25 protein-coding genes, 1 tRNA gene and 1 riboswitch are annotated in these 24,903 nt (G+C 62.8%); of the genes, 5 read left to right on the top strand and 21 right to left on the bottom strand.

The annotated features are described in order from the left end of the window. Nucleotides 1-207 precede the first annotated feature (207 nt). The 4 genes from cobO to NKH49_RS29795 are packed head-to-tail and all read right to left on the bottom strand — an operon-like array spanning nucleotide 208 to nucleotide 2,318. Nucleotides 208-825: a cob(I)yrinic acid a,c-diamide adenosyltransferase gene (gene cobO / locus NKH49_RS29810; protein ID WP_352929103.1), complete on the bottom strand. Its 618-nt coding sequence runs from the start codon at nucleotides 823-825 to the stop codon at nucleotides 208-210. A 1-nt stretch (nucleotide 826) separates the two neighbouring features. Beyond that, entirely contained in the window at nucleotides 827-1,348 is a 522-nt protein-coding gene (cobU, locus tag NKH49_RS29805) for a bifunctional adenosylcobinamide kinase/adenosylcobinamide-phosphate guanylyltransferase (RefSeq protein WP_352929102.1), read from the bottom strand. Next, on the bottom strand, nucleotides 1,341-2,123 hold the full coding sequence (locus NKH49_RS29800) for a CbtA family protein (protein WP_352929100.1): 783 nt from the start codon (nucleotides 2,121-2,123) through the stop codon (nucleotides 1,341-1,343). The genes cobU and NKH49_RS29800 overlap by 8 nt, the downstream gene beginning before the upstream one ends. Before the next feature lie 15 nt (nucleotides 2,124-2,138). Next, entirely contained in the window at nucleotides 2,139-2,318 is a 180-nt protein-coding gene (locus tag NKH49_RS29795) for a CbtB domain-containing protein (protein WP_023676561.1), read from the bottom strand. 36 nt (nucleotides 2,319-2,354) lie between these two features. After that, nucleotides 2,355-2,551, bottom strand: a riboswitch (cobalamin riboswitch). Nucleotides 2,552-2,692: 141 nt separating this feature from the next. Here NKH49_RS29795 and NKH49_RS29790 point away from each other — a divergent pair. The 3 genes from NKH49_RS29790 to NKH49_RS29780 all read left to right on the top strand — a co-directional run bounded on the left by NKH49_RS29790 (nucleotide 2,693) and on the right by NKH49_RS29780 (nucleotide 4,753). Further along, on the top strand, nucleotides 2,693-3,067 hold the full coding sequence (locus NKH49_RS29790; protein ID WP_352929098.1) for an SRPBCC family protein: 375 nt from the start codon (nucleotides 2,693-2,695) through the stop codon (nucleotides 3,065-3,067). 164 nt (nucleotides 3,068-3,231) lie between these two features. Beyond that, complete coding sequence (locus tag NKH49_RS29785; RefSeq protein WP_352929096.1) at nucleotides 3,232-4,230, top strand: heparan-alpha-glucosaminide N-acetyltransferase; 999 nt, start codon at nucleotides 3,232-3,234, stop codon at nucleotides 4,228-4,230. Between the two features lie 16 nt (nucleotides 4,231-4,246). Continuing rightward, a complete protein-coding gene (locus NKH49_RS29780; protein ID WP_352929094.1) occupies nucleotides 4,247-4,753 on the top strand; it encodes a methyltransferase family protein in 507 nt (168 codons plus the stop codon). A gap of 18 nt (nucleotides 4,754-4,771) precedes the next feature. Here the strand turns inward: NKH49_RS29780 and NKH49_RS29775 are convergent, their stop codons facing one another. From NKH49_RS29775 to NKH49_RS29760, 4 genes are all read right to left on the bottom strand, one after another. Continuing rightward, entirely contained in the window at nucleotides 4,772-5,158 is a 387-nt protein-coding gene (locus NKH49_RS29775) for a MerR family transcriptional regulator (protein ID WP_023676566.1), read from the bottom strand. Between the two features lie 139 nt (nucleotides 5,159-5,297). Next, on the bottom strand, nucleotides 5,298-6,695 hold the full coding sequence (mgtE, locus tag NKH49_RS29770; RefSeq protein WP_502894205.1) for a magnesium transporter: 1,398 nt from the start codon (nucleotides 6,693-6,695) through the stop codon (nucleotides 5,298-5,300). Nucleotides 6,696-7,045: 350 nt separating this feature from the next. Beyond that, nucleotides 7,046-7,528, bottom strand: coding sequence for an SRPBCC family protein (locus NKH49_RS29765; RefSeq protein ID WP_352929092.1), 483 nt, complete (start codon nucleotides 7,526-7,528; stop codon nucleotides 7,046-7,048). Further along, entirely contained in the window at nucleotides 7,525-7,842 is a 318-nt protein-coding gene (locus NKH49_RS29760) for an ArsR/SmtB family transcription factor (RefSeq protein WP_352449974.1), read from the bottom strand. Before NKH49_RS29760 ends, NKH49_RS29765 begins: the two co-directional genes overlap by 4 nt. A gap of 346 nt (nucleotides 7,843-8,188) precedes the next feature. Between NKH49_RS29760 and NKH49_RS29755 the strand changes: the two genes are divergently transcribed. Continuing rightward, on the top strand, nucleotides 8,189-9,100 hold the full coding sequence (locus tag NKH49_RS29755) for a phosphatase PAP2 family protein (protein ID WP_352539759.1): 912 nt from the start codon (nucleotides 8,189-8,191) through the stop codon (nucleotides 9,098-9,100). Nucleotides 9,101-9,443: 343 nt separating this feature from the next. Here the strand turns inward: NKH49_RS29755 and NKH49_RS29750 are convergent, their stop codons facing one another. Both NKH49_RS29750 and NKH49_RS29745 read right to left on the bottom strand, forming a co-directional pair. Next, on the bottom strand, nucleotides 9,444-10,511 hold the full coding sequence (locus NKH49_RS29750) for a cyclic nucleotide-gated potassium channel (RefSeq protein WP_352929090.1): 1,068 nt from the start codon (nucleotides 10,509-10,511) through the stop codon (nucleotides 9,444-9,446). Between the two features lie 454 nt (nucleotides 10,512-10,965). Further along, nucleotides 10,966-11,050: transfer RNA gene (locus tag NKH49_RS29745), tRNA-Leu, on the bottom strand. A 175-nt stretch (nucleotides 11,051-11,225) separates the two neighbouring features. Between NKH49_RS29745 and lipB the strand changes: the two genes are divergently transcribed. Beyond that, a complete protein-coding gene (gene lipB / locus NKH49_RS29740; RefSeq protein WP_352450002.1) occupies nucleotides 11,226-11,969 on the top strand; it encodes a lipoyl(octanoyl) transferase LipB in 744 nt (247 codons plus the stop codon). 387 nt (nucleotides 11,970-12,356) lie between these two features. Here the strand turns inward: lipB and NKH49_RS29735 are convergent, their stop codons facing one another. From NKH49_RS29735 to nuoK, 11 genes are all read right to left on the bottom strand, one after another. After that, entirely contained in the window at nucleotides 12,357-13,040 is a 684-nt protein-coding gene (locus NKH49_RS29735) for an ABC transporter ATP-binding protein (RefSeq protein ID WP_254818120.1), read from the bottom strand. Then, complete coding sequence (locus NKH49_RS29730) at nucleotides 13,037-14,323, bottom strand: lipoprotein-releasing ABC transporter permease subunit (protein ID WP_352929088.1); 1,287 nt, start codon at nucleotides 14,321-14,323, stop codon at nucleotides 13,037-13,039. The genes NKH49_RS29735 and NKH49_RS29730 overlap by 4 nt, the downstream gene beginning before the upstream one ends. Next, entirely contained in the window at nucleotides 14,320-15,648 is a 1,329-nt protein-coding gene (gene proS, locus NKH49_RS29725; protein WP_352929087.1) for a proline--tRNA ligase, read from the bottom strand. Before proS ends, NKH49_RS29730 begins: the two co-directional genes overlap by 4 nt. Before the next feature lie 560 nt (nucleotides 15,649-16,208). Further along, nucleotides 16,209-16,493 carry a DUF1467 family protein gene (locus tag NKH49_RS29720; RefSeq protein WP_352470241.1) on the bottom strand — a complete coding sequence of 95 codons (285 nt, stop codon included), beginning with the start codon at nucleotides 16,491-16,493 and terminating at the stop codon, nucleotides 16,209-16,211. Then, nucleotides 16,490-16,894 (bottom strand): methylmalonyl-CoA epimerase, encoded by a 405-nt coding sequence (gene mce, locus NKH49_RS29715; RefSeq protein WP_352450005.1) that lies wholly within the window; start codon nucleotides 16,892-16,894, stop codon nucleotides 16,490-16,492. Before mce ends, NKH49_RS29720 begins: the two co-directional genes overlap by 4 nt. Nucleotides 16,895-17,035: 141 nt before the next feature. After that, entirely contained in the window at nucleotides 17,036-18,706 is a 1,671-nt protein-coding gene (locus NKH49_RS29710; RefSeq protein ID WP_352929085.1) for a ribonuclease J, read from the bottom strand. Between the two features lie 119 nt (nucleotides 18,707-18,825). After that, nucleotides 18,826-19,647: a biotin--[acetyl-CoA-carboxylase] ligase gene (locus NKH49_RS29705; RefSeq protein WP_352768816.1), complete on the bottom strand. Its 822-nt coding sequence runs from the start codon at nucleotides 19,645-19,647 to the stop codon at nucleotides 18,826-18,828. A gap of 4 nt (nucleotides 19,648-19,651) precedes the next feature. Continuing rightward, nucleotides 19,652-21,088, bottom strand: coding sequence for an NADH-quinone oxidoreductase subunit NuoN (nuoN, locus tag NKH49_RS29700; RefSeq protein WP_352470239.1), 1,437 nt, complete (start codon nucleotides 21,086-21,088; stop codon nucleotides 19,652-19,654). A gap of 17 nt (nucleotides 21,089-21,105) precedes the next feature. After that, nucleotides 21,106-22,611: an NADH-quinone oxidoreductase subunit M gene (locus NKH49_RS29695; RefSeq protein WP_352681670.1), complete on the bottom strand. Its 1,506-nt coding sequence runs from the start codon at nucleotides 22,609-22,611 to the stop codon at nucleotides 21,106-21,108. Beyond that, nucleotides 22,611-24,584 (bottom strand): NADH-quinone oxidoreductase subunit L, encoded by a 1,974-nt coding sequence (gene nuoL / locus NKH49_RS29690; protein ID WP_352817111.1) that lies wholly within the window; start codon nucleotides 24,582-24,584, stop codon nucleotides 22,611-22,613. Before nuoL ends, NKH49_RS29695 begins: the two co-directional genes overlap by 1 nt. A 10-nt stretch (nucleotides 24,585-24,594) precedes the next feature. Further along, nucleotides 24,595-24,903, bottom strand: a complete 309-nt coding sequence (gene nuoK / locus NKH49_RS29685) for an NADH-quinone oxidoreductase subunit NuoK (RefSeq protein ID WP_023676620.1) — start codon at nucleotides 24,901-24,903, stop codon at nucleotides 24,595-24,597.

Here is a 24,903-nt window from a genome sequence, read left to right as displayed (position 1 = left end):
CTGATCGGCTCCCAGTCCAGCTCTTTCGCAATCAGGTCGAAGATCGTCTCATCCGACACCGCAAGACCGTCCGCCAGACTCAACTGACCCAGAACACGATCCACCATCGCGAATCTCCCTGCTCCAACCTCACAACAGAATCACTGATCGGCTTCTGTGCAAAGATCTCACAAGGGGAGAAGGAAGAAGAGGCGCCAGCAACACCCCTCAGAACTCGATCCCCTGCTGCGCCTTCACGCCGGCGGAGAAGTGGTGCTTGGTCACGCCCATCTCGGTGACCAGGTCGGCCGCCTCGACCAATACCGGTTTGGCGTTGCGGCCGGTGACGACGACATGCAGGCCTTCGCGACGCGCCTTCAGCGCCGCGACCACCTTTTCGAGATCGAGGTAGTCGTAGCGCAGCGCGATGTTCAGCTCGTCGAGCACCACGAGGCTGATCGATGGGTCGGCCATCAGCTCCAGCGCTTTCGCCCAGGCAGCCTCGGCCGCCGCGATGTCGCGCTTCAGGTCCTGTGTCTCCCAGGTAAAGCCTTCGCCCATGGCGTGCCAGACGACACGGTCGCCGAAGGCGGTAAAGGCGTCTTTCTCGCCGGTGTGCCATTTGCCCTTGATGAACTGAACGACGCCGACGCGCTTGCCGTAGCCGAGCATCCTGAGCGCCAGCCCGAAGGCGGCCGTGGTCTTGCCCTTGCCCGGTCCGGTGTTGACGATCAGCAGCCCCTTCTCGATCGTCTTGGCCGCGACCTCGGCGTCCTGCACCGCCTTGCGCTTGGCCATCTTGGCGCGGTGGCGTTCCTCGTCCTTGGGATCGATAGTATCAGCCATGTCATTTCACCTTGAGCGGCAGCCCCGCCACCATCAAAAGCACGGTGCCGGCAACGGCCGCGACGTCCTGGTTCAGCCGGCCGGCGGCGTCGCGAAACCGTCTTGCCAGCGCATTGTCCGGCACGATGCCCTGGCCGACCTCGTTGGACACCACGAACCACGGCCCACGCGGCCGCGACAGCACATCGGCCAGCCTCCGGCATTCGGCCTCGACATCATGGTCGGCCAGCATGTGATTGGTCAGCCACAGCGTCAGGCAATCGATCAGCACCGGCTGGCCGTCAGGCAGCGCCTCGATCGCGCCGGCAAGGTCGAGCGGCGCATCGATGGTCGTCCAGCCGGCGCCGCGGCGCGAGCGGTGCAGCGCGATGCGCTGGCGCATCTCCTCGTCATAGGCTTGCGCCGTGGCGATATAGCTCCAAGGCGGCGGGCCGACCGTCACCAGGCTCTCGGCATGCGCGCACTTTCCGGCGCGCCCCCCCCCGATGACCACGGTCAGTGCCCCGGCAGCCCGCTCAGGCAAAGCTGTCGCGCAGGCTGGTCGCCGTGCCCGTGAAGCGTCCGCGCACCACGCCGACGACCGCGCCGAGCACCAGCCAGAACACCAGATTGGTCAGCGTCACCGCCACCACGAACTGGTGGTGCAGGCCTTCCGGGATCGCGGTCTCGAAGCTATCGGGCTGCGGCGCGCCGACAATATGCGGCGCCATGATCAACGCTACGGCAAGGATCGCCAGCGGCAACGATCTGCGGAAGGCGATAAGGCCGAGCCCGGCGGCGGTCGCCACCACTGTTGCCCACCACCAGATCTGGCGTTGGACAAGGTCGGCCGCCGGCATCGCCGGCAATTCCGGCGGCAGGCCGAGGCCCGGCGCCAGCGTGAACACGGCAAAGCCGGCAAGCCCCCAGAACACGCCCTGGCGCCAGTTGCCGATGCCGCCGGCGAATTCCGAAACCGCAACCAGGACCAGCGCAAAGCCGATGCCGGTGACGATATTGGCAACGACGCTGAAGCCGAAGCGTTCGAAACCGTCGGCCGGCGCCCAGCCTTCGTCTTCCGCCGGAGCCATTGCTTCAGCCGGTGCCGGCGCGGCGCTGCTCATAGCCGTCGTGCCCGCGGCGCTTTCGGCCGGTGCCGCAGGTGCCGCGGCATGGTCATGGCCGCCGCCGGCCTGTTCGTAGACTTCCGCCTTCAGGATGAGCGGCACCGTGGCATAGGCTTGCATGCAGGCGAGAGCCACGCCGGCCACAAGCCCTGCGATCGCCGCGATGAACACGACGTTGCGAAACAGTGTCATGATGTCAGCCCCTTGTTAGTGGCAGGGAAAGCCCATCGAATGGCGATAGTCGTGCGCGGCATTGTGGACCGCATCGATATGCGAGAAGCCGACAAAGCCCATGACGAAAATGCCGAGGAATGCAGCAAGCGCCAGCTGCATGAGACGCGACTGCGAGGAGGCGGAAGCGCCGAGCGAAACGGAAGCGGTATTCATGTCTTGTCCTTTCGCCCTCCACCCGAGGGCATAGAAGTCAGTTTCCTGTCGCCGGCAGGTCTCCTGGCTCGCGGATCAGCGCCCTTCCCCACCTTCCCGAAGGCGAACCTTCAGTGGCATATGGAGAGGACTACCGCACACAGTTGCGGGGGCAGCCGCGGCATTAGGCAAACAACTTGCCCTAACCGCATTCCCTCTTGGTTCCAAACGGAACCGACGACATCAGCGACTATAGGCAGAATCGCCGCGCCCGGCAAACCAAATTCCGCCGGATCGTGTGGCGAATGCGCCGCCTCGCCAAGTTCGCAGACCGGCGCCGCGATTGACAATTTTCGCAGCCGGGTGTCGGCTGGCGGATGGAGAGGAAGCCGGGCATGCAACCCAGCCCGAACAAGCGATCCCTACAACGGCCTGACGCGGCCCGAGCCGACGCTGCCGTCAACAGCCTATTGGGACATCGCGGCCTATCAGCGCGATCTCGAGGCCATCTGGTATCGCAACTGGCTGCTCGTCTGCCGCGACGCGAAGCGCTCGCCGATCCGGCCGCCGATATCGACAACATCGTCGCGTTCGGTACCCAGGTGCTGGAGGAGGATGCTGATATCTGCGAGGTCAACCAGATGGGCCTGCGCTCGATGCGCCATAAGGCCGGCGTGCTGATGCCCGAGGAATACGACTTGCACCGCTTCCACAACTGGGTGCGCGAGCGCCATGCGGCGCTCGCACATCAAAGCGATTTGGGCAGATAACGCCAGGTGACGAAGCCGCAGGCCACGCCGGCCAAAGGCTTTCCGGCTGTGGCCTAAAGCAGCCCTGATGCCGACCGGCGCCAACACGACGCAAGGCCCAGCTTCTTTTGACGGTGGCAACCGTGATAGTCGTCTTGCCGGGGCTGAACCAAGACAGCGAGACCATGAGCATCGACACGCCGACCGCAGCCGTTCAGGATCAACCGAAGTCGAAGCGCATCGCCGTTATCGACATTGCACGCGGCATCGCTTTGCTTGCCATGGCGAGCTATCATTTCACCTGGGACCTCGAATTCTTCGGCTACACCGATCCCGGCCTCACCGCCTTCGGCTGGTGGAAAATCTACGCGCGCTGCATCGCCTCGAGCTTCCTGTTCCTGGTCGGCATCAGCCTCTATCTCGCCCATGGCAAAAAAATCCGCTGGACCGGCTTCTGGAAGCGCTTCGCCATGGTTGCCGGGGCAGCGCTCGCAATATCGCTGGTCACCCGCGTCGCCACGCCCGACGGCTTCATCTTCTTCGGCATATTGCATGAGATCGCGCTCGCCAGCCTGCTCGGCCTGGCGTTCCTGCGCCTGCCGGTGCTGCTGACGCTGCTTGTCGCCGTATTCGTCGTCGCTGCGCCTTTCTACCTGCGATCCGAGCTTTTCGATCATCCGGCTTTGTGGTGGGTCGGCCTGTCGGCGACCAACCCGCGCTCCAACGACTACGTTCCGCTGCTGCCCTGGTTCGGCGCCGTACTTGCCGGCATCGCGGTTACCAAGCTCGCTGCCACCTCCGGCGCGCTGACGCGGCTGTCGGCCTTGGCGCCCGGCCGCTGGGCAAATCCGCTGGTCTTCATCGGCCGGCACAGCCTTGCCTTCTACCTGATCCATCAGCCGGTGCTGATCGGCTCGGTCTGGCTGTTTTCGCAATTCATGCCGGCGCGGGCCGAAACCAGGGAGGTGAGTTTTCTGAAATCCTGCCAGATATCCTGTGAGCAGGCACGCGACACCGAGTTCTGCTCCAGCTATTGTGCCTGCATGCTGGACACTCTCCAGGGCGAAGCCTCGCTTGACCGGCTCTACAGCGACGACCAGTCCCCGGAGTGGAAGGCGCATATTGGCGAGCTCGCCGGCACCTGCACCGCCCAAACCGAGGCGGCGGAACCGGGAACGCGCTAATCGAGGGAGGACAATAATGAGCGACAGTCACCCGAAACCCGTGCAGCAAAATCCTGGGCAGCCGAAGCTGGGGCACATCCCATGGCCGCCGCTGATCTATATCGCCGCCATCATCGTCAGCGTCGCGCTAGGGCTGTTCTATCCGCTGCCGTGGATCGGCGATCTTCTCGGCGACATCCTGTTCGCCGCCGGCCTTGTGGGGTTGGTGGCGGTTACCGCGCTCTGGTTCACGGCAATCCGCACCATGATCCGCGCCAAGACGACGCTCAACCCGAACGGCGTGCCTGACCATCTGGTGACCACCGGACCCTTCGCCGTCAGCCGCAACCCGATCTACCTCGCCAACACGCTGCTGCTGGTCAGCCTCGCCTTTGTCACTGGGATCGCCTGGTTCCTGCCGTTGGCGGTCATCGCGGCGTTCCTGACGCAGAAGCTGACGATCGAGAGCGAGGAGAAGGTGCTGACGGCCAAATTCGGTAAGAAATACCGGGACTACGCCAAAAGGGTGCGGCGCTGGATCTGAGCCGAGGCTGACATCGGCTTAGGTGGTGACGCCGAGCTCCACCAGCCGCTCGACGCAGGATTCCTCGGCCTGGTCGAGCTCGGCCAGCGTCTCTTCGAGGTCGCGGCGTTTCTGGCGCAAATCCTCGCGCTTTTCCTCGATGCGCTTGATCATCAATTTGAGTTGGCCGACCTCGCCGGGCGGCTCCCTGTACATCTGGATGATTTCGCGGATCTCGTTGATCGAGAAGCCGAGTCTTTTTCCCCGCATGATCTGGCGGATGAGATGCCGGTCCGACGGACGGAACAGCCGCGTGCGGCCGCGTCTTACCGGCTGTACCAGCCCTTCGTCCTCATAGAAGCGCAACGTCCGCGTCGACACGTCGAATTCGCGGGTCAGCTCCGTGATCGAATAATATTCCCGCATCGTCACTCCAATGCCCCGGCCACGCCGCGAGTTCCAACTGGCCGGCGCCGCCGGCGCCCAGGCGCGTGCCAGAATCGGCGGACAAGGCACATTTCAAAGCCTCGCATGGCATTTACGTAAAAGTCAATTGAGGTGACGTTCAGCGCACACCGAACCACCATGTGGCGAGCCCGAGAAAGGCAAAGAAACCGACGACATCGGTGACCGTGGTGACGAAAACCGCCGAAGCCACAGCCGGATCGATCTTGAAGCGGTCGAGCAGCAGCGGGATAAGGATGCCCGCCAGAGCCGCCACGAACATATTGATGATCATCGCAGCCGCAATGATGCCGCCGAGATTGCGATCGTGGAACCAGGCAGCAGCCACGAGGCCGATCAGGATGGCAAAGATGATGCCGTTGATGAAGCCCACCCCAATTTCGCGGCGGATGATGCGGCCGGCATTGTAGATGTCGAGGTCCCTGGTCGCCAGCGCCCGCACCGTGACCGTCATGGTCTGCGAGCCGGCATTGCCGCCCATGCCGGCGACGATCGGCATCAGCACCGCCAGCGCCACGATATGCTCGATGGTGCGGTCGAACAGGCCGATCACCGAGGCCGCCAGGAAAGCCGTCAAAAGATTGACCAGCAGCCAGGGCACGCGCGAGCGCGAGGTCGAAAAGATGCTGTCCGAGAGTTCTTCGTCGCCGACGCCGCCCATGCGCAGCAGATCTTCCTCGGCCTCCTGCTGGATGACGTCGACGACGTCGTCGATGGTCAGCACGCCGACCAGCCGCTCGTTCTCGTCGACGACGGCGGCGGACAGAAGATCGTATTGTTCGAATTCGCGTGCCGCCTCCTCCTGGTCCATGGTGGCCGGGATGGCATGCCTGGTCTCATGCATGACCTCTTCGACTTTGACCGAGCGCTTGGTACGCAGGATCTGGTCGAGGTCGATGGCGCCGAGCAGCTTGAAGCTCGGATCGATGACGAAGATCTGGCTGAAACGGTCGGGAAGATTGTTGTCCTCGCGCATGTAGTCGATGGTCTGGCCGATCGTCCAGAACGGCGGCACCGCGACGAACTCGGTCTGCATGCGGCGGCCGGCGGTCTCTTCGGGATAGTCAAGCGAACGCCGCAGCCTGATCCGCTCGGTGAACGGCAGCTGCGACAGGATCTCGTCCTGGTCCTCCTGGTCGAGGTCTTCGAGAATGTAGACCGCGTCATCGGAATCGAGATCCTGCACCGCCTGGGCGATCTGCGCATTGGGCAGACTGTCGACGATGTCGCGGCGGATCGCCTCGTCAACCTCGGTCAGCGCGGAAAAATCGAAATCCTTGCCCAGCAATTCGACCAGCGCGCGTCGCTGTTCCGGGTGCAGGGCCTCGAGCAGGTGGCCGAGTTCCGACTGGTGCAGATCGTCGACTTCGCGCTTCAGCGTCAGCGTATCGCGATCGGCGATCGCGGCACCGATCTGGGCGAGGAACGACGACAGGATGACGCCGTCCTCGTCATAGATGTCGGCGCGGCGCTCCTCGGCCGCCCGGGCGCCGGTCATCTGTTCGTCCTGGCCTTCCACCAGCGCCTCCCGCCATCGGATTTCCGGATAAGGTGCCTGTCAGGTCTAGACCATGATCCTGACAATCGGAATCGATTTTGCGAAAGGACCATGCACAACGACAAATTGCTACAGCGCCGTTCGCGCGTCCAAACGACGCGGCGCATACCGGATGGTAGGAGGAGAGGCGTTCTACAAACCTGCGGCGCTGCAAACCTTCGCGGCGGCAGGTAAAGGGCAGCGTATCTCCCTGCCCCGGTCAACCAGATGGGCAGATCGACACTGATTCAAAAACGGCGAGGCCGACGGTGCGACGGCCTCGCTGGATATTGGACTTAACGGCTTCCCGATCAGGCGGCGTGGCGCTTGGCCTCAGCCGCATAGCGCTCCAGGAGACCGCTCCAGCCACCCTCCGATTCGAAGGCCTCGCGCATCGCCTCTGCGGTTTCGCCCATGTTCTCCAGAAGCCTGTGCTCGAGTTCCACGCGCGTCGCGTTCTCGCCGAGCGCAACAAAGCGGATCTCGACTTCGGTCAGCAATGCCGGATCGTAGCGCCAGCCGGCTCCAATCCGCCAGGCGAGCGTCAGCCTGGACGGCGGATCCCAGGCGAGAACCTCGCCCCAATCGCATTGTGACCCATCCTCGCCGATCTCGTACCAGCGGCCGCCGGCTTTCGGTTCGATCACCGCGGTCGTCAGGGCGGATTTGCCGATCGAATGCGAAGCCGGCCACCAGCGCCCGAATCCTGTGGTGAACACATCGAACGCCTTGTCGAGCGGCACCTCCACCGTCACCGACTTCCTGACCGGCGCGGGCTTGATCATGGTCGTCATTTCCTGTTCTCCTTGCTGTTGTCGACTTCCCGTTTGAAGGCGTCGAGCGCATCGCCCCACATGCGGTCAAGCCAGGCGCGCATCTCGCCGAGCCCATGCGGGTCGAGATGATAGATGTTGCTGGCACCTTTCGGCTCTGCGCGGACCAGCCGGGCTTCCTTCAAGACCTTGAGGTGCTGCGATACCGCCGGCTGCGAGACCGGAAGCACTCGCGTCAGATCGATGACCGAGCGTGGCCGATCGGCGATGAGCTCGAACACCTTTCGGCGCGTCGGATCGGCCAAGGCCACCATTCCTGCATAATCATAAATCATGACTTATGATAAGCTAAAACTTATGATATGTCAACTGAGGGCGTGGCGGGCCCGTGTTCAAGCAACCGGCCGGCTCGGCCCCGAGGCTCCGGGGCAATTCCTTCACGCGGGGGCATGGACAGCGATGCGGATGCAAGACTGCTCAGGGAATCGATCCACCGCATGCGGGCCGGCCGGCAAATGTCGACCACCGGCGAAAAGTAAACCTGGCGGCAAGGTTTTTACCTTACCGGTGTATGTGTCTCTCCGGCGAAACGTTAAGAACAGGTAAATTGGTTTGGCCCTAACCACGGAAGCCTCTCGCTACAGGCCCTCCGCCATATGGCAATTGCGCCTCTCCTTGTTCATGGCGACATACGTTTTAGGCGCATCTGCACTATATCCAGAAATATTCTATACGTCCGCCTTAATCTATTCTCACAAGTTTCTTGTTGGCATTCCGGTGTTGTTTATCGGTGGCGTCTGCTGTGCCGCGCTAATCCATGGCCGGCGGCAACCGGTTCGCTACGCACTGGATTTGGTTCAAGGGCGCTGGCGCGGTTGTCTGCTGGTGCTGCTGTTCTTCTTTGCCAGCTTGACCGCGTTCTCTACCTACAAGATCGCCATCCCGTCCGTCGTCCCATACTATGCCGACAACTGGTTGGCCGACGCTGATGAATGGCTGCACGGGATGCCGCCATGGGAGATCGTCCATAAGCTCGACAGCAACAATTGGTCGTTCGTCGTCTTCAACAGCTATGAAGTCATTTGGTTTTACCAGTGGTTCGGCGCCATCCTTTTCGTGTCGCTCTGGTCGGACGAGATTGCCCGCATCCGCTATCTCTGCGCAGCAGCGCTGACGTTGTCCGTCCTCGGAACGGTCTTGGCCGTGGCGCTGGCATCGGTCGGACCGGTTTACTACCACCACTTTGTCGGCGTGGATCGCTTCCACGGATTGAATGCGGCCCTGGACAGGCTGGACCATAGTTACATGGTGCGGGAACCCGCGGCATATCTCCTGATGGCTTACCAAAGCGGCCGGCCAAGTCTTGGCGGCGGCATCTCGGCCATGCCAAGCATGCATGTCGCCTTTGCCGCATTGAACGCCTATTTGCTGTCATCGATCAATCGCTGGCTTGGCGTTCTGGGTTGGACCTTTGCAGCCCTGATCCTGTACGGATCGGTGTTCACTGGCTGGCACTATGCCGTGGACGGCTACGCATCGATCGTTGTTGTGTCGGTGATTTGGTGGGCGACCGGACGCCTGGTGCGCGAATAGTTATGTGCGCTTGTCGATAGATGGCCATGCCTGCCGATGGCCACTTCGCATAAGCCAAACTCGCGACCGCAATCAGGCAAAAAGCACGTGCCCCGACAAGGACGCTCCCTGCCGTGCTCGAATTCAACGGGCAAGAGATTCCGCTTTCGAATTTGATGGTGCGGTCGAGATGCCGCGCCGCAACGCCTCCCGCGTTGATTTTAAGCCATTTTTCTACGATTCCGTGGCGACCTGTATTGAGGATGGTTCGGCAGCGGCAAAGCATGTAGTTCCGGCCAGCCACCATCGGCAGGCAGCTGGCAGCCTTGCCATCACATCCTCCTCTGACGAACACCTAGTACGGTCAACCCTTAGCTGCCGCGCCGCGCCGCTCGAGCGCGGTCTTGCGGATGGTTTCTGCGATCTCCGGGCTGCTGCTGCACAGCATCTGGAAATCCGCCGAGTGTAGCGACAGGAGTGAGACCACCGTTGTGGCGCTGACGGTCGCCGAGCGCGGTTCGCCGGTGATCAGCGCCATCTCGCCGAAGAAGGCGCCAGGGCCCAGATCCACCGGGTTCGGCGTCGCGACGCTGACGCGCCCCTCCACGACGAAGAACATCTGGTCACCGGTCTCGCCATTGCGGCAGATCACAGCGCCCGCCGGCACGATGCGAGGTCGTAATGCGCGCACGATCTCGACTAGTGTGGCCGGGCCGAGCTTCTGAAACAACGGCACGGCGGCGACCAATTGCCAATTGCGGACGAAATCCTCGCGACGGACTTCTTGATAAAAGCCGGTGGCAAGAATGCCAGCCCAGAGCGCGAAGATGCCGATGCCACTCATCATGACCGCCCCGGCAAGGACGCGGCCGGTGAAGCTTTCCGGAATAGCGTCGCCATAGCCGGTGGTGGACAGCGTGACCACCGCCCACCACATTGCCTGGGGGATGCTGCCGAACTGTTGCGGTTGGACGTCGCGCTCGATGACATAGGCTGCGAGCGCAAAACCGAAAAGAACGATGCCGAAGACCGTGGCGACGCCGATCAGGTTGCGCGCTTCGTTGGTCAGGATTCTGCCCAGCAGCGGGAAGAAAGTTGAGTCGCGCAGCGGTTTCAGCAGCCAGACAGCACAGTAGAGGCTCCGGTCGGGCGTGCCGACGAGCAGAAATGCGGCGAGTGGAACCAAAACCGCGAGCACATCAATGGCGATTGCCGGCGTCCTGTCCCGAACGTCTCCCGCCCGGCGCTTGAGCAGTTTCTCGGCCAATTCCAGGAGATAGACGCCCCAAATGACCGCCAGCACGGCAGCCAAAGCCAGTCTGCTTCGTCCGGACAGGTCCGGTGTCGTGAGCGTAGCCACCGCCACAAGCCCAGTCGCAGCCAGCACCGCGTTGAGCGGCGCGTAAATTCTTAAGAAAGGCAGTACCGACATTCTATGCCCACGAGCGGATACTACCCGCCAGAATAGGATGCCTTCAAGGCAAGCGCAAAGGTGCTTATTTTCGCTGCGATCGTCGCTGGACCATAGGCCATGAACCATCCAATCAGCGTCGAGATCGAGCTGCCCCTCGAACCACACCCAGCGCCGGCTCGTTCTCGGTTGGACCTTTGCAGCCCTGATCCTGTACGGATCGGTGTACACTGGCTGCCACCATGCCGTGAACGGCTACGCATCGATCGTTGTTGTATTTGTGATCTGGTGGGCAACCGGACGCTTGGTGCGCGAATAGTTTGCACGCCAACCGCATAGATGGCTCCGCGCGCCGATTGCTTCTTCACTGGGCCACATTCGTGATCGCAACCAGGCAAAAAGCCTCGCGCCCTGACAAGGACGCTCCCCGCCGTGCTCGAATTCAACGGGTTAGAGGTTCCGCTTTCGAATTTAATGGTGCGGTCGAGAAGACTCGAACTTCCACGGGTTGCCCCACAGCGACCTCAACGCTGCGCGTCTACCAATTCCGCCACGACCGCACGTGGTAGGAGCCGGAACCAACCGGCCCGCGGCGTGTAGCAAATCGTTTCCGGTGAAACAAGTGCGCGGCCAGCAATAATCGGCCGGACATCGGCATAACTGTTCAAGGGCCGAACGTGCCGGAACTGGACGTTTGTACCGATTGCCGCCATATGAGTGGCGAGACGAGATATCATGACAGAACGCAGCCAGATCGCCACGTCGTTCCTGCCCTTGCCCGGCTCGGCGCCGGTCGAATGGCGCATCGAGCCCGGGCTCACCGCCTATCCCGATGCGCTCGCCGTGATGGAGGCGCGCGCCGAGGCAATCCGCAGCGGCGCCGCCGGTGAGATGGTCTGGCTGGTCGAGCACCCGCCGCTCTACACCGCCGGCACCAGCGCCCGCATCGAGGACCTGATCGAGCCGGACCGTTTCCCGGTCTTTGCCGCCGGGCGTGGCGGCGAATACACCTATCATGGGCCGGGCCAGCGCGTCGCCTACGTCATGCTCGACCTGAAGCGGCGGCGCGAGGATGTCCGCGCCTTCGTCGCCGCACTCGAACAATGGATCATCGGCTCGCTGGCCGCCTTCAACGTACGCGGCGAACGCCGCGAGGACCGCGTCGGCGTCTGGGTGGTTCGGCCGGACCGCCCCGCTTTGCCCGACGGCTCGGCGGCCGAGGACAAGATCGCCGCCATCGGCATCAGGCTGAGGCGCTGGGTGAGCTTTCACGGCATCGCCATCAATGTCGAGCCGGACCTTAGCCATTTCAGCGGCATCGTGCCGTGCGGCGTCCAGGATCACGGCGTCACCAGCCTTGTCGACCTCGGCCTTCCCGTAACCATGGCCGACCTCGACCTGGCGCTGAAATCCGCTTTCGAGGACGTGTTCGGGCCCGCCGCGGTGTCGCCTGTCGAAGTGTCCCGCAAGGCCGGCTGAAACACTCGCCCAATGCCTGCGCCAATATGCGAAGGCGGCCCTCGCTCATCAGCATCGAGCCCGCCCTTGAGCTCAATCCTCACATCGCGCCGATCCAGATTGCCATGGAAATGAGGAACGTGCTCATGCACACCAGCGAGACGACATCCTGAACAAGATCGGTCATAACTCTCTCCTGTTGTTAGTATGTTCGTATTTTGTTCTAATTTTGTTCGAATGTCAACGATCGCAGTCCGGGTGTCACCGGAATTGCGCCCGGTCAATTCGACAGGGTTAAGAAAGGGTTGAGAGGGAAATGCCGAGCGTTTCGCGGCCGACAGGCGCGCGAAAGCGGCGGGACGGCGCACGGCAGCTCGCAGGCCGTCATCGCCTCAATTGCAGCGCACTCTAAAGCGGCACGACCTTGCCGTCGGCCAGCGTCACGCGGCGGTCCATGCGCGAGGCGAGCTCGTGATTGTGGGTGGCGATGAGCGCCGCCAGGCCCGATTGCCGGACCAGTGCCGCCAGCGCCTCGAACACATAGGAAGCGGTCACCGGGTCGAGATTGCCGGTCGGCTCGTCGGCCAAAAGCACCAGCGGCGCATTGGCGACGGCACGCGCAATGGCGACCCGCTGCTGCTCGCCGCCGGAGAGCTCGGAGGGGCGATGCTGTGCCCGCTTGCCGATCTGCATATAGTCGAGCAATTGCGCCGCGCGCTCGGCCGCCTCCTTGCGCGGCAGCCCTTTTATCAGCTGCGGCATCATGATGTTTTCCAAAGCAGAAAACTCAGGCAGCAAATGATGGAACTGGTAGACGAAGCCGACATCGTTGCGGCGGATCGCCGTGCGTTCGTCGTCGGAAAGCCGGCCGCAGGCGCGCCCCGCTAGGATCACGTCGCCGGCGTCCGGTCGCTCCAGCAGCCCGGCGGTGTGGAGCAGCGTCGACTTGCCGGTGCCCGACGGCGCCACAAGCGCCACCATCTCGCCACGCTTCAGCGAAAAATCGGCGCCGTTCAGGATGGTCAGCTTGCGCGGCCCCTGTACATAGTGGCGTTCGACGCTCTTCAGCTCGATAATGGCCTCGGCCATCATTCGTACCTCAGCGCTTCGACCGGATCGAGCCTGGCAGCGCGCCATGCCGGAAACAGTGTCGCCAGGAATGACAGCGCCAAAGCCATGAGAACGACCGAGATCGTCTCGCTGGCATCCATGCGGGCCGGCAGCTGGCTTAGGAAATAAAGCTCGGGATTGAACAGCCGCTCGTTGGCCAGCCAGGAGAAGAACTGGCGGATGCGCTCGACGTTGAGGCAGATCACGATGCCGAGCAGCACGCCGGCGATGGTGCCGACAACGCCGATCGCAGCCCCGGTCATCAGGAAGATGCGCAGGATGGCACCGCGCGTCGCGCCCATGGTGCGCAGGATGGCGATGTCGTGGCCCTTGTCCTTGACCAGCATGATCAGGCCCGAAATGATGTTGAGCGCCGCCACCAGCACGATCAGCGTCAGGATCATGAACATGACATTGCGCTCGACCTGCAACGCGTCGAAGAACGTCTTGTTGCGCTGCCGCCAATCGACAAGGCTGATCGGCCGCTGCGCCGCCTCTTCGACCTTCGGCTTCAGCGCGTCGATATTGTCGGGATTGTCGGCGTAGATCTCGATCGTCTGCGCCCGGCCGTCCATGTTGAAGTAAAGCTGCCCTTCCGAAAACGGCATGTAGACGATGGAACTGTCATATTCCGACATGCCGACCTCGAAGATCGCGGTGACCGGATAGCCTTTCATGCGCGGCGTCGTACCGAGCGGCGTGATGTCACCCTCGGGCGAGATCAGCGTGATGGTATCGCCGAGCACAAGACCGAGATTTTCGGCCATGCGGCTGCCAATGGCGACGCCTTCGCCGGTGTCGAAGCCGACGATCGAGCCCTCCTTGATGTTGTTGGCGACGATGGTGATCTTACCGAGATCCTCGCCGCGTATACCGCGCACCAGCGCGCCGGTGCCGCCGCCGACATTGCCTTGCGCCAGCACCTGCCCGTCGATCAGCGGGATGGCGTATTTGACGCCGGGCACGCCGTTGATGCGGCCAGCGACCTGGGCATAGTCCTCCAGCGGCATGTCGAGCGGCTGCACGATCAGGTGCCCGTTGACGCCTAGGATGCGCGTCAGCAGTTCGGCGCGAAAGCCGTTCATGACTGCCATGACGACGATCAGCGTGGCGACGCCCAGCATGATGCCGAGGAAGGAGATCGAGGCGATCACCGAGATCACCGTCTCCTTGCGACGCGAGCGCAGATAGCGCCACGCCACCATACGCTCGAAGCCGGAAAAGGGTCCTGCCCCCGAAGGTCTGGCTGCTGCCGCTTCGTTCATGCGGCGGCACCGAAGCGCTGCTTCACGTCACCGATCGGCAGCGTCTCGCGCTCGCCGGTCCTGCGGTTCTTGATCTCGACCTCGCCGGCGGCGACACCACGCGGCCCGACGATCACCTGCCACGGGAGCCCGATCAGGTCGGCGGTGGCGAACTTGCCGCCCGGCCGCTGGTCGGTGTCGTCGTAGAGCACTTCCTTGCCGGCGGCGGCAAAGGCGGCATGCAGCTCGCCGCAGACGCGGTCGCATTCGGCATCGCCAGCCTTCATGTTGATCAGGCCGACATCGAACGGTGCCACCGCCTCCGGCCAGATGATGCCGTTATCGTCATGGCTGGCCTCGATGATCGCCGCGACCAGCCTGGACGGGCCGATGCCGTAGGAACCGCCAGAAACGAAATGATCCTTGCCGTCCGGCCCGGTCACCTTGGCGCCCATCGGCTTGGAATATTTGTCGCCGAAATGGAAGATATGCCCAACCTCGATGCCGCGCGCCGAGACCCGGTCGCTCGCGGGCACCTTCTCCCACGCCGCCTCGTCATGCATCTCGTCGGTGGCGGCATAGGGCGTCGTCCACGTCTTGACGATGCCGCCGATCTCGGCGTCGTTCGAAAAATCCGTGTCTGCGCCGGGCACTGCCAGCGAAAGATAATCGCGATGGCAGAACACCTGGCTCTCGCCGGTGTCGGCCAGGATGATGAACTCATGGCTGAGGTCGCCGCCGATCGGCCCGGTGTCGGCGCGCATCGGGATGGCCTGCAGCCCCATGCGCGTAAACGTCCTGAGATAGGAAACGAACATGCGGTTATAGGCGGCCTTGGCGCCTTCATAATCGAGGTCGAAGGAATAGGCGTCCTTCATCAGGAACTCGCGCGAACGCATGACGCCGAAGCGTGGGCGCACCTCGTCGCGAAACTTCCACTGGATGTGATAGAGGTTGAGCGGCAGGTCCTTGTAGGACTTGACATAGGAGCGGAAGATCTCGGTGACCATCTCCTCGTTGGTCGGCCCGTAGAGCATATCGCGGTCTTGCCGGTCCTTGATGCGCAGCATCTCCTTGCCGTAGTCTTCATAGCGGCCGCTTTCGCGCCACAGCTCGGCCGATTGGATGGTCGGCATCAGGATTTCGAGTGCGCCGGCGCGATTCTGCTCCTCGCGAATGATCCGGCAGACCTTGTCCAGCACCCGCTTGCCGAGCGGCAGCCAGGAAAAGCTGCCCTGCCCCTGCTGGCGGATCATGCCGGCGCGCAGCATCAGCCGATGCGAGACGATCTCAGCCTCGCGCGGATTTTCTTTGAGGATGGGCAGGAAATAGCGCGACAAACGCATGAACTGGTCCGTGAGAGAGGATGGCGGCGCCGGAATCGGCGCAGCGCAGGCTTGCTTGCCCCGGCTTCATAGCCATTTCATGGCGGAATGGAAACCCGGCCCAGGCGCTGCACAGGCGCCGCAATTGCCGCACGCGGCTTGCTGGGCGTTTCGCAAGCAACGCCTGCCGTACTATTGTGCACTGCAGCACGAGATTGCCTGTTTCTGGGCAAAATTCTTCGTGACATTTTCACCCGCCTTAGGCTAGTGTGCCCCCATAACCGAGAGGGTAGAGAAAAATCTGCCCTCCTACGCGGTCAAAGTCTTGGGAGGATGCGATCTAGGCGCGGTAACTCGCTGCCGCCGGACACCGGAAACAGATCGGACGCGTTTAAATTGCAAGGCCTCGCGCCTTGCATTTTTTTTGTGCAATCATCTGGTTAGCACGACAGATTATCAAACCACATGACGTTGCGTCAGCCCAAACCCGCCCCGGCCTTTACTTTGGGTTGACCTTGCTGGCTCAGCTTGATTTCAGAGCCTCAGCTAGGCTGGGATAGTCGGACACGATAGGTAGCCGGCTAATGCGCTGGGCTCTGGTTGAAATCCGGCACGATGTGCGGGATGTCGTCGATACCGAGGCCAAGCCCTCTCGTGATGCCGTAGAAGATACCCATGAGGACCAGCGTGGCGATCGTCGTGCGCAGCGCGGCGCGCAGCATGTGCGGTCCGCGCGGTGCGCTCGGAACCGTGCCAAGCGTCACGTCCCGATCCTCGTCCTGCGTCCGCATGCTGAACGGCAGGACGGCGAACAACACCACCCACCATGTGGCGAAGAACAGGGCGATAAACGAAACCCAACTCATGCTTGCTCCAGTTCGACCAGCGTGCCGAAGAAATCCTTGGGGTGCAGAAACAATACCGGCTTGCCATGTGCGCCGATCTTCGGATTGCCGTCGCCGAGCACGCGCGCGCCGCTGGCCTTGAGACGGTCGCGCGCCGCAACAATGTCGTCCACCTCATAGCAGACATGGTGCATGCCGCCGGACGGATTCTTCGCGAGGAATGCGGCGATCGGCGAGGCTTCGCCGAGCGGCTCGAGCAACTCGATCCTGGTGTTGCCGACATCGACGAACACCACCGTAACGCCATGCTCCGGCAGCGCCTGCGGCGCGGTCACGCGCGCGCCAAGCGTATCGCGATAGACCGCCGCAGCCGCGGCCAGATCCGGCACCGCAAGCGCGACATGGTTGAGGCGTCCGAGCATAGAGTACTCCCGGGTTAGGGGAGTAGGGGAGTAAGGCAGTAGGGGAGTAGGGAAAAACTGGATCTAGAAGTGCATCTGTTTGCGCTCCTACTTCCTACTTCCCTACTCCCTTACTGCCCTACTCCCCTACTCCCTTGTTCGTCACCTCGTGACGAACACCGTCACCAGCGGCTTCTTGCCCCAGGCTTCGTTGGCCGCGCCGCGCACCGCGCGGCGCACCGCCTCCTGGACCAGGTCGAGGTCTTTTCGGCGCTGGCGGGGGATGGAGTCCACGGCGCCGATTGCCGCATCGATCATCAGGTCTTCCAGGCTCTCGCCGCTGCCGTCGGCCTCGGCGACGCCGATGGCGACCAGATCGGGATCGCCGGCAAGCTCGTATTTGTCGTCGAGCACGACATTGACGGCGACATGGCCGGCGAAGGACAGCTTGCGGCGATCGCGAATGCCCATCGCCTGGTCGCTGCCGATCAGCCTTCCGTCCTTGTAGATGCGGCCGAACGGCACCTGGTCGATGATGGCGGCGGCACCCGGATACAGCCTGAGCATGTCGCCGTCGCGCACCTGCGCGACCTGGCCGATGCCGGACGTCGACATCAGCGAGCCCTGCGCCACCAGATGCGCCGCTTCGCCATGCACGGGAACGCCGATCTGCGGCCCTACCCATTCATACATCTTGCGCAATTCGCTGCGGCGTGGATGGCCGGAGACATGCACCAGCGCATCGCCGTCCTCGATGATCTTGATGCCGAGATCGATCAGGCGGTTCTTGATTTCGAGGATCGCCTTCTCGTTGCCGGGAATGGTGCGCGAGGAAAACACCACCGTGTCGCCGGCCGTCAGCGCCACCGACTTCATCTCGTCGCGCGACAGCTTGGCAAGTGCGGCAAGCGGCTCGCCCTGGCTGCCGGTGCAGATGATGACGAGGTTTTCGCGCGGGATGAAGCCGTAATCCTCCTCGGCGATGAATTCCGGCAACCCGTCCATATAGCCGAGTTCATCAGCCACATCGATGACTCGCTTCATCGAGCGGCCAATCACCAGGCACTGGCGGCCGGCATCCCGCGCCGCCTTGGCGATGGAGACGATACGCCCGACATTGGAGGAGAAGCTGGTGACGGCGACCCGGCCCTTGGCGTTCTGGATGACGCTCTTGAGGCCCTCGCCCACCGCCACTTCGGACGGCGATTCCCCTTCCCGCATCGCATTGGTGGAATCGCAGACCAGCGCCAGCACGCCCTTGTCGCCATAGGCTCGGAAGCGCGCCTCGTCGGTCATCGGCCCGACCGTCGGCGCCGGATCGATCTTCCAGTCGCCGGTATGGATGACGACACCGGCCGGCGTCGTGATCGCCAGCGACATCGGTTCGGGAATGGAGTGCGCAACAGGGATGGCCTCGATCTCGAACGGGCCAACGGTGAATTTCTCGCCGGCCCGGTAGATCGTCACCGGGATCTTCGGCGCCCCTTGCTCGCCCTGCCGCTTGGCTTCCAGCAGGCCGGCGCTGAACGGCGTCATCCACACCGGCGCCTTGAGCTTCGGCCAGATGTCGTGGAGCGCGCCGTAATGGTCCTCATGCGCATGGGTGATGACGATGCCGCGCAGATTGGCGACATTCTCCTCGATGAAACGTGTGTCGGGCAGAACCAGGTCGACGCCGGGCAGGGTTGCATCGGGAAAAGTGACGCCGACGTCGACGACGATCCATTCGCGCGCATTGGCCGGCCCATAGCCGTAGAGGGCGAAGTTCATGCCGATCTCGCCGACACCGCCGAGCGGCACGAAGACAAGTTCGGCGTTTTCCGCTGTCGCCATGGTCTTTCCTTCCTTGCCGGTCAAAATTGCGGGCCGGTCAAAATTGTGGGCCGGTCAAAATTGTCGGCCGGTCAAATTCAAGCTGGTCAAATACCTGGCCAGTCAAACGTATTGGCCGGTCAAACGCCGGCCGAGGCAACCGCGCCGAAATGCACGTCGCCGGCGGCGATCGTCAGAACCGAACCTTCATCGTCGCGGATCACGAAACGGCAGTCCTCGTCAATGGTCTCGAAGGTGCCGCGCACCACATTACCGTCAATTCTGACAGCAACCTGCCCGCCAAGCCCCGCCGCACGCGCCAGCCACCGCCGCCTGACGGCGGCAAGCCCACGCCCTTCGTTCCACAGCCGCGCATTCTCGCTCCAGGCATCCGACAGCGCCAGAAACAGCGTCTCGGCATCGCAAGCAGACCCCAACGCGCTGAGCGACGTCGCTGGATAAGGCAAATCCTTGGGATAAGCCACCACGTTGACGCCGATGCCGACAGCCACCGCCGAACGGTCGCCATCCAGCATCGCCGATTCCAGCAGGATGCCGGCGAGCTTGGCGCCCGAGGCAAGCACATCGTTCGGCCATTTCAGTTCGAAACGGTTCTTGCCTTGGCTCGCACCATCGAGGCCGATCGCGATCCTGCCCTTCGGCACGACAGCGTCGAGCGCGTCGGCCAGCGCCAGTCCGGCAACGAAGCCGAGCGTCGCGGCAAGCCGAAGCTCGGTGTTGGTGATCACCAGCAGCGTCGCTGCCAGATTGCCCTCGGGCGTCGCCCAGGCGCGGCCACGGCGGCCACGCCCGGCTTCCTGCTTTTTTGAGACGACCCAGAGTTTGCCCGGATCGCCGGCCCGCGCGTGCTCCAGCGCCAGCGCATTGGTGGAGCCGACCGTGTCGTGCGCCTCGAGCCGGAACCCGTCCGAAGCCGCGGTTGGAGCCAGCCTGAACGTCATTCCGTCAGAAGAAGGTCTTGGCCGCGGCAGCGGCGTAGGTTCCGATCGGGCCGCCGATCAGCACGTAGAACAGCACGAAGGCGCCGCAGACGCCGAGCACGACGCGCAGTTCGGTCGCCATCGGCACGAAGCCGCCGACCGGTTCGTCGAACCACATGATCTTGATGATGCGCAGATAATAATAGGCGCCCACCACAGAGGCCAGCACGCCGATGATCGCCAGCGCGTAGAGGTTGGCATTGATGGCGGCGAGGAACACGTACCATTTCCCCCAGAAGCCGGCGAGTGGCGGGATACCGGCCAGCGAGAACATCAGGATGGTGAGGATCGTCGCCATGATCGGATTGGTTGCCGACAGGCCGGCGAGATCGCTGATCTGCTCGACATTGCCCTCCTTGCGCCGCATGGCGAGGATGAAGGCGAAGGTGCCGAGCGTCATCACCAGATAGATCAGCATGTAGATGGCGACGCCGCGCACGCCGTCCTGGCTGTTCGCGGCAAGGCCGACCAGCGCATAACCCATATGACCGATGGAGGAATAGGCCATCAGCCGTTTGATGTTGGTCTGGCCGATGGCCGCAAAGGCACCAAGCGCCATCGAGGCGATCGAGATGAAGACGATGATCTGCTGCCAGTCGGCGGCGATCGGCTTGAAGGCGCCCATGGTGACGCGCACCATCAGCGCCATCGCCGCCATCTTCGGTGCCGCCGCCAGAAAAGCCGTCACCGGCGTCGGCGCGCCCTCATAGACGTCGGGCGTCCACATATGGAACGGCACCGCCGAGATCTTGAAGGCAAGGCCGGCCAGCACAAAAACCAGGCCGAAGACGAGGCCGAGCTGGCGCTCGCCGCCGCTCAGCGCCGCGGCGATCTCCTGGAAGCCGGTGTTGCCGGTGTAGCCGTAGACCAGCGAGATGCCGTAAAGCAGCATGCCCGACGACAGCGCGCCAAGGACGAAGTACTTCAGCCCGGCCTCGGTCGAGCGCAGATTGTCCCGGTTGATCGCCGCCAGCACGTAGATCGCCAGCGATTGCAGCTCGAGGCCGAGATAGAGCCCGATCATGCCGTTGGCCGAGATCATCAGCATCATGCCGAGCGTGCAGAGCAGGATCAGCACCGGATATTCGAACTTGTCGAAACGCTCCGCCTGGGCAAAGCGGACCGACATGACCAGCGTCACCGCCGAGCCGACCAGCGCCAGCACCTTCATGAAGCGGGCGAACGGATCCTGGATGAAGGCTTCGCCATAGGCGTTGCCCTGTCCCGGCGAAAAGACCAGCCAGGCGCCGGCGATCACCAGCACGGCGACGGCAAGGCCGCTCACCGTGACGGTGGTGTTGGCGCGCGAATAGGCGCCGAGCATCAACAGCGCCAAGGCGCCGATGGCGAGGATCAGCTCTGGCGTCGAGAGCGACAGGCTTGAGAGAAGGTCCGGCGTCATGGTTCGCAAACCCCCAGTCAGTTCGCCGCCGCGGTCTGCGCGGCGCCGATGGATGCGGTGACATTGGTAACGAGCGCCTTGACCGATTCGGCGGTCGCGTCGAAGATCGGCGCCGGATAGACGCCGAAGAAGATGACCAGCGCGACCAGCGGATAGATGATCACCTTCTCGCGCGTCGACAGGTCGAGCAGGCCTTTCAGGCTTTCCTTGGTCAGCGCGCCGAAGATCACCTTGCGGTAGAGCCAGAGCGCATAGGCCGCCGAAAGGACGACGCCGGTGGCGGCGAAGAACGCCACCCAGGTGTTGACCCGGAACACGCCGAGCATGGTCAGGAACTCGCCGACGAAGCCGCTGGTGCCGGGCAGGCCGACATTGGCCATGGTGAAGATCATGAACACGGTTGCATATTTCGGCATGTTGTTGACCAACCCGCCATAGGCGTCGATGTCACGCGTGTGCATGCGGTCGTAGACGACGCCGACGCAGAGGAACAGCGCGCCGGAGACCAGGCCGTGCGACAGCATCTGAAAGATCGAACCCTGGACGCCTTCCTGGTTCATCGCGAAGATGCCCATGGTAACGAAGCCCATGTGAGCGACCGACGAATAGGCGATCAGCTTCTTCATGTCCTCCTGCATCAGCGCCACCAGCGAGGTGTAGATGATGGCGACAACGGAGAGCGTGAAGATCAGCGGCGCGAACATTTCGGATGCGATCGGAAACATCGGCAGCGAAAAGCGCAGGAAGCCGTACCCGCCCATCTTGAGCAGGATGGCGGCCAGGATTACCGAGCCGGCCGTCGGTGCTTCGACATGCGCGTCCGGCAGCCAGGTGTGCACCGGCCACATCGGCATCTTCACCGCGAAGGACGCGAAGAAGGCAAGCCATAGCCAGGTCTGCATATTGGCCGGGAAGTTATGCGTCAGAAGCGTCGGGATATCGGTGGTGCCGGACTGGAAGAACATCGCCATGATGGCGAGCAGCATCAGCACCGAGCCGGCCAGCGTATAGAGGAAGAACTTGAAGGAGGCATAGACGCGCCGCTTGCCGCCCCACACGCCGATGATGATGAACATCGGGATCAGGCCGGCTTCGAAGAAGACATAGAACAAGACGATGTCGAGCGCGCAGAACACGCCGATCATCAGCGTCTCGAGCAGCAGGAAGGCGATCATATAGGCCTTGACGCGCTTCTCGATCGATTCCCACGAGGCGAGAATGCAGAGCGGCATCAGGAAGGTGGTCAGGATGACGAACAGCATGGAGATGCCGTCTACGCCCATATGATAGGAGATGCCGGAATCCAGCCAGGCAAACTTCTCGACGAACTGGAAGCCAGGCTGCGAATTGTCGAAGCCGGTCCAGATGAACAGCGAAACCACGAAGGTGAACGCAGTCGTGAACAGCGCGATGGCGCGGATGTTGCGGCGCGCGTTCTCGCTGTCGTCACGCACGAAAAGGATGAGCAGCACACCAACCAGCGGCAGGAAGGTGACCAGAGATAGGATCGGCCAGGCGGTCATCAGAGCATCATCCAGGTGACGAGTGCGGCAACGCCGATCAGCATGGCGAAGGCATAGTGGTAGAGATAGCCGGTCTGCAGCTTGACGACCCGGTTGGTGACGTCGACGACGCGCGCCGAAATGCCGTCCGGCCCGAGCCCGTCGATGACGGTGCCGTCGCCGGTCTTCCACAGGAAGCTGCCGAGGCGCTTTGCCGGCCGCACGAACAGGAAGTCGTAGAGCTCGTCGAAATACCATTTGTTGAGCAGGAAGGCGTAGAGCAGGCGATGGTTGGCGGCGACGCTCCGAGGCATTTCCGGCGCGCGAATATAGAACTGCCAGGCAATCGCAAAGCCGATCAGCATGGCGATGAACGGTGACAGCTCGACCCACAACGGCACTTCGTGGATTTCGTGCAGGATGTGGTTGTCCGGCAGCGTGAACAGCGACGCCTTCCAGAATTCGGCATAGCCCTCGCCGATGAAGGCGCCGTGGAAGATCACGCCGGCGAACAGCGCGCCCGCCGCCAGGATGAACAGCGGCACCAGCATGACCGGCGGCGATTCATGGACATGGTGCATGACCTCGTGGCTGGCCCGCGGCTCGCCATGGAAGGTCATGAAGATCAGCCGCCAGGAGTAGAAGGAGGTGAAGCAGGCGGCAATGACCAGCAATATGAAGGCAAACGCGGCGACCGCATTGTGGCCGGCGAAGGCCGCTTCGATGATGGCGTCCTTGGAAAAGAAGCCGGCCGTGCCGATGATCGTTACCGGAATGCCGACACCGGTCAGCGCCAACGTGCCGATCACCATCATCCAGTAAGTCGTCGGAATCAGCGTCCTCAGGCCGCCCATTTTGCGCATGTCCTGCTCGTCGGAGACGGCGTGGATGACCGAGCCCGAGCCGAGGAACAGCAGCGCCTTGAAGAAGGCGTGGGTGAACAGATGGAAAATCGCTGCGCCATAGGCACCGACGCCGAGCGCCACGAACATGTAGCCGAGCTGCGAACAGGTCGAATAGGCGATGACGCGCTTGATGTCGTTCTGGACGAGACCGACTGTCGCCGCGAAGAAGGCGGTGAAAGCGCCGATGAAGGTGACCACCGTCAGTGCCGAATGCGACAGCTCGAACAGCGGCGACAACCGCGCCAGCATGAACACGCCTGCCGTCACCATGGTGGCGGCATGGATCAGTGCCGAGACCGGCGTCGGGCCCTCCATGGCATCCGGCAGCCAGGTGTGCAGCGGCACCTGCGCCGACTTGCCCATGGCGCCCATGAACAGGAGCAGGCAGACGACCGTCATCGCAGCCTGCCTGTCGAGTGCATAGCCGAGGAAGGTCAGCACGGCCGCACCTTGCGGCGCGCCTTCCGCCGGAATGAACGTCGCCGCATTGGCGAAGATGGTGCCGAGATTGACCGAGCCGAACAGCACGAACACGCCGAAGATGCCGAGCGCAAAGCCGAAATCGCCGACGCGGTTGACGACGAAGGCCTTGATTGCAGCCGCATTGGCCGAAGGCTTCTTGTACCAGAAGCCGATCAGCAGATAGGAGGCAAGGCCGACGCCTTCCCAGCCGAAGAACATCTGCACGAGGTTGTCGGCCGTCACCAGCATCAGCATGGCGAAGGTAAACAGCGACAGATAGGCGAAGAAGCGCGGCCGGTCCGGATCGTGATGCATGTAGCCGATCGAGTAGATATGGACCAGCGACGACACCGTGTTGACGACGACCAGCATGACCACCGTCAGCGTGTCGATCCTGAGCGCCCAGGACGCCTCCAGCCCGCCCGACTGGATCCAGCGCATCACCGGCACGGTGAACACCTCGCCGCCGCCGAAGCCGACCGAGAAGAAGGCGACCCACGACAGCACAGCCGCGATCACCAGGAAGCCGGAGGTGATGTATTCTGAAGCCTTGGCGCCGAGCGAAGTGCCGAACAGGCCGACGATCAAGAAGCCGAGCAGCGGAAGGAAGACGATGGCCTGATACATGGTGGTTCCGTCAACCCTTCATCATGTTCACGTCTTCGACCGCGATCGAGCCGCGGTTGCGGAAGAAGACGACGAGAATGGCAAGGCCGATCGCCGCTTCGGCCGCCGCGACCGTCAGCACGAACAGTGCGAACACCTGGCCGACCAGGTCGCCGAGCGCCGCCGAGAAGGCGACGAAATTGATGTTGACGGCAAGCAGGATCAGCTCGATCGACATCAGGATGACGATGACGTTCCTGCGGTTCAGGAAGATGCCGAACACGCCGAGCGTGAACAGGATCGCCGATACGGTCAGGTAGTGCGCGATGCCGACGACCAT

It is taken from the genome of Mesorhizobium sp. M1088 (assembly GCF_040318575.1).
Classification (GTDB): domain Bacteria; phylum Pseudomonadota; class Alphaproteobacteria; order Rhizobiales; family Rhizobiaceae; genus Mesorhizobium.
This window is presented reverse-complemented; position numbering and strand designations above follow the sequence as displayed.

What these genes read in the sequence shown, in the direction of transcription:
- cobO (WP_352929103.1), bottom strand. Translation starts at nt 825, where the DNA reads ATGGCTGATACTATCGATCCCAAGGACGAGGAACGCCACCGCGCCAAG.
- NKH49_RS29765 (WP_352929092.1), bottom strand. Translation starts at nt 7,528, where the DNA reads ATGACGACCATGATCAAGCCCGCGCCGGTCAGGAAGTCGGTGACGGTG.
- lipB (WP_352450002.1), top strand. Translation starts at nt 11,226, where the DNA reads ATGACAGAACGCAGCCAGATCGCCACGTCGTTCCTGCCCTTGCCCGGC.
- NKH49_RS29775 (WP_023676566.1), bottom strand. Translation starts at nt 5,158, where the DNA reads ATGCGGGAATATTATTCGATCACGGAGCTGACCCGCGAATTCGACGTG.
- NKH49_RS29785 (WP_352929096.1), top strand. Translation starts at nt 3,232, where the DNA reads ATGAGCATCGACACGCCGACCGCAGCCGTTCAGGATCAACCGAAGTCG.
- NKH49_RS29730 (WP_352929088.1), bottom strand. Translation starts at nt 14,323, where the DNA reads ATGAACGAAGCGGCAGCAGCCAGACCTTCGGGGGCAGGACCCTTTTCC.
- NKH49_RS29755 (WP_352539759.1), top strand. Translation starts at nt 8,189, where the DNA reads ATGGCGACATACGTTTTAGGCGCATCTGCACTATATCCAGAAATATTC.
- NKH49_RS29760 (WP_352449974.1), bottom strand. Translation starts at nt 7,842, where the DNA reads ATGATTTATGATTATGCAGGAATGGTGGCCTTGGCCGATCCGACGCGC.
- nuoK (WP_023676620.1), bottom strand. Translation starts at nt 24,903, where the DNA reads ATGGTCGTCGGCATCGCGCACTACCTGACCGTATCGGCGATCCTGTTC.
- NKH49_RS29735 (WP_254818120.1), bottom strand. Translation starts at nt 13,040, where the DNA reads ATGATGGCCGAGGCCATTATCGAGCTGAAGAGCGTCGAACGCCACTAT.
- NKH49_RS29710 (WP_352929085.1), bottom strand. Translation starts at nt 18,706, where the DNA reads ATGGCGACAGCGGAAAACGCCGAACTTGTCTTCGTGCCGCTCGGCGGT.
- nuoN (WP_352470239.1), bottom strand. Translation starts at nt 21,088, where the DNA reads ATGACGCCGGACCTTCTCTCAAGCCTGTCGCTCTCGACGCCAGAGCTG.
- mce (WP_352450005.1), bottom strand. Translation starts at nt 16,894, where the DNA reads ATGCTCGGACGCCTCAACCATGTCGCGCTTGCGGTGCCGGATCTGGCC.
- proS (WP_352929087.1), bottom strand. Translation starts at nt 15,648, where the DNA reads ATGCGTTTGTCGCGCTATTTCCTGCCCATCCTCAAAGAAAATCCGCGC.
- NKH49_RS29780 (WP_352929094.1), top strand. Translation starts at nt 4,247, where the DNA reads ATGAGCGACAGTCACCCGAAACCCGTGCAGCAAAATCCTGGGCAGCCG.
- NKH49_RS29705 (WP_352768816.1), bottom strand. Translation starts at nt 19,647, where the DNA reads ATGACGTTCAGGCTGGCTCCAACCGCGGCTTCGGACGGGTTCCGGCTC.
- NKH49_RS29750 (WP_352929090.1), bottom strand. Translation starts at nt 10,511, where the DNA reads ATGTCGGTACTGCCTTTCTTAAGAATTTACGCGCCGCTCAACGCGGTG.
- mgtE (WP_502894205.1), bottom strand. Translation starts at nt 6,695, where the DNA reads ATGACCGGCGCCCGGGCGGCCGAGGAGCGCCGCGCCGACATCTATGAC.
- NKH49_RS29800 (WP_352929100.1), bottom strand. Translation starts at nt 2,123, where the DNA reads ATGACACTGTTTCGCAACGTCGTGTTCATCGCGGCGATCGCAGGGCTT.
- NKH49_RS29695 (WP_352681670.1), bottom strand. Translation starts at nt 22,611, where the DNA reads ATGACCGCCTGGCCGATCCTATCTCTGGTCACCTTCCTGCCGCTGGTT.
- nuoL (WP_352817111.1), bottom strand. Translation starts at nt 24,584, where the DNA reads ATGTATCAGGCCATCGTCTTCCTTCCGCTGCTCGGCTTCTTGATCGTC.
- NKH49_RS29795 (WP_023676561.1), bottom strand. Translation starts at nt 2,318, where the DNA reads ATGAATACCGCTTCCGTTTCGCTCGGCGCTTCCGCCTCCTCGCAGTCG.
- NKH49_RS29790 (WP_352929098.1), top strand. Translation starts at nt 2,693, where the DNA reads ATGCAACCCAGCCCGAACAAGCGATCCCTACAACGGCCTGACGCGGCC.
- NKH49_RS29720 (WP_352470241.1), bottom strand. Translation starts at nt 16,493, where the DNA reads ATGAGTTGGGTTTCGTTTATCGCCCTGTTCTTCGCCACATGGTGGGTG.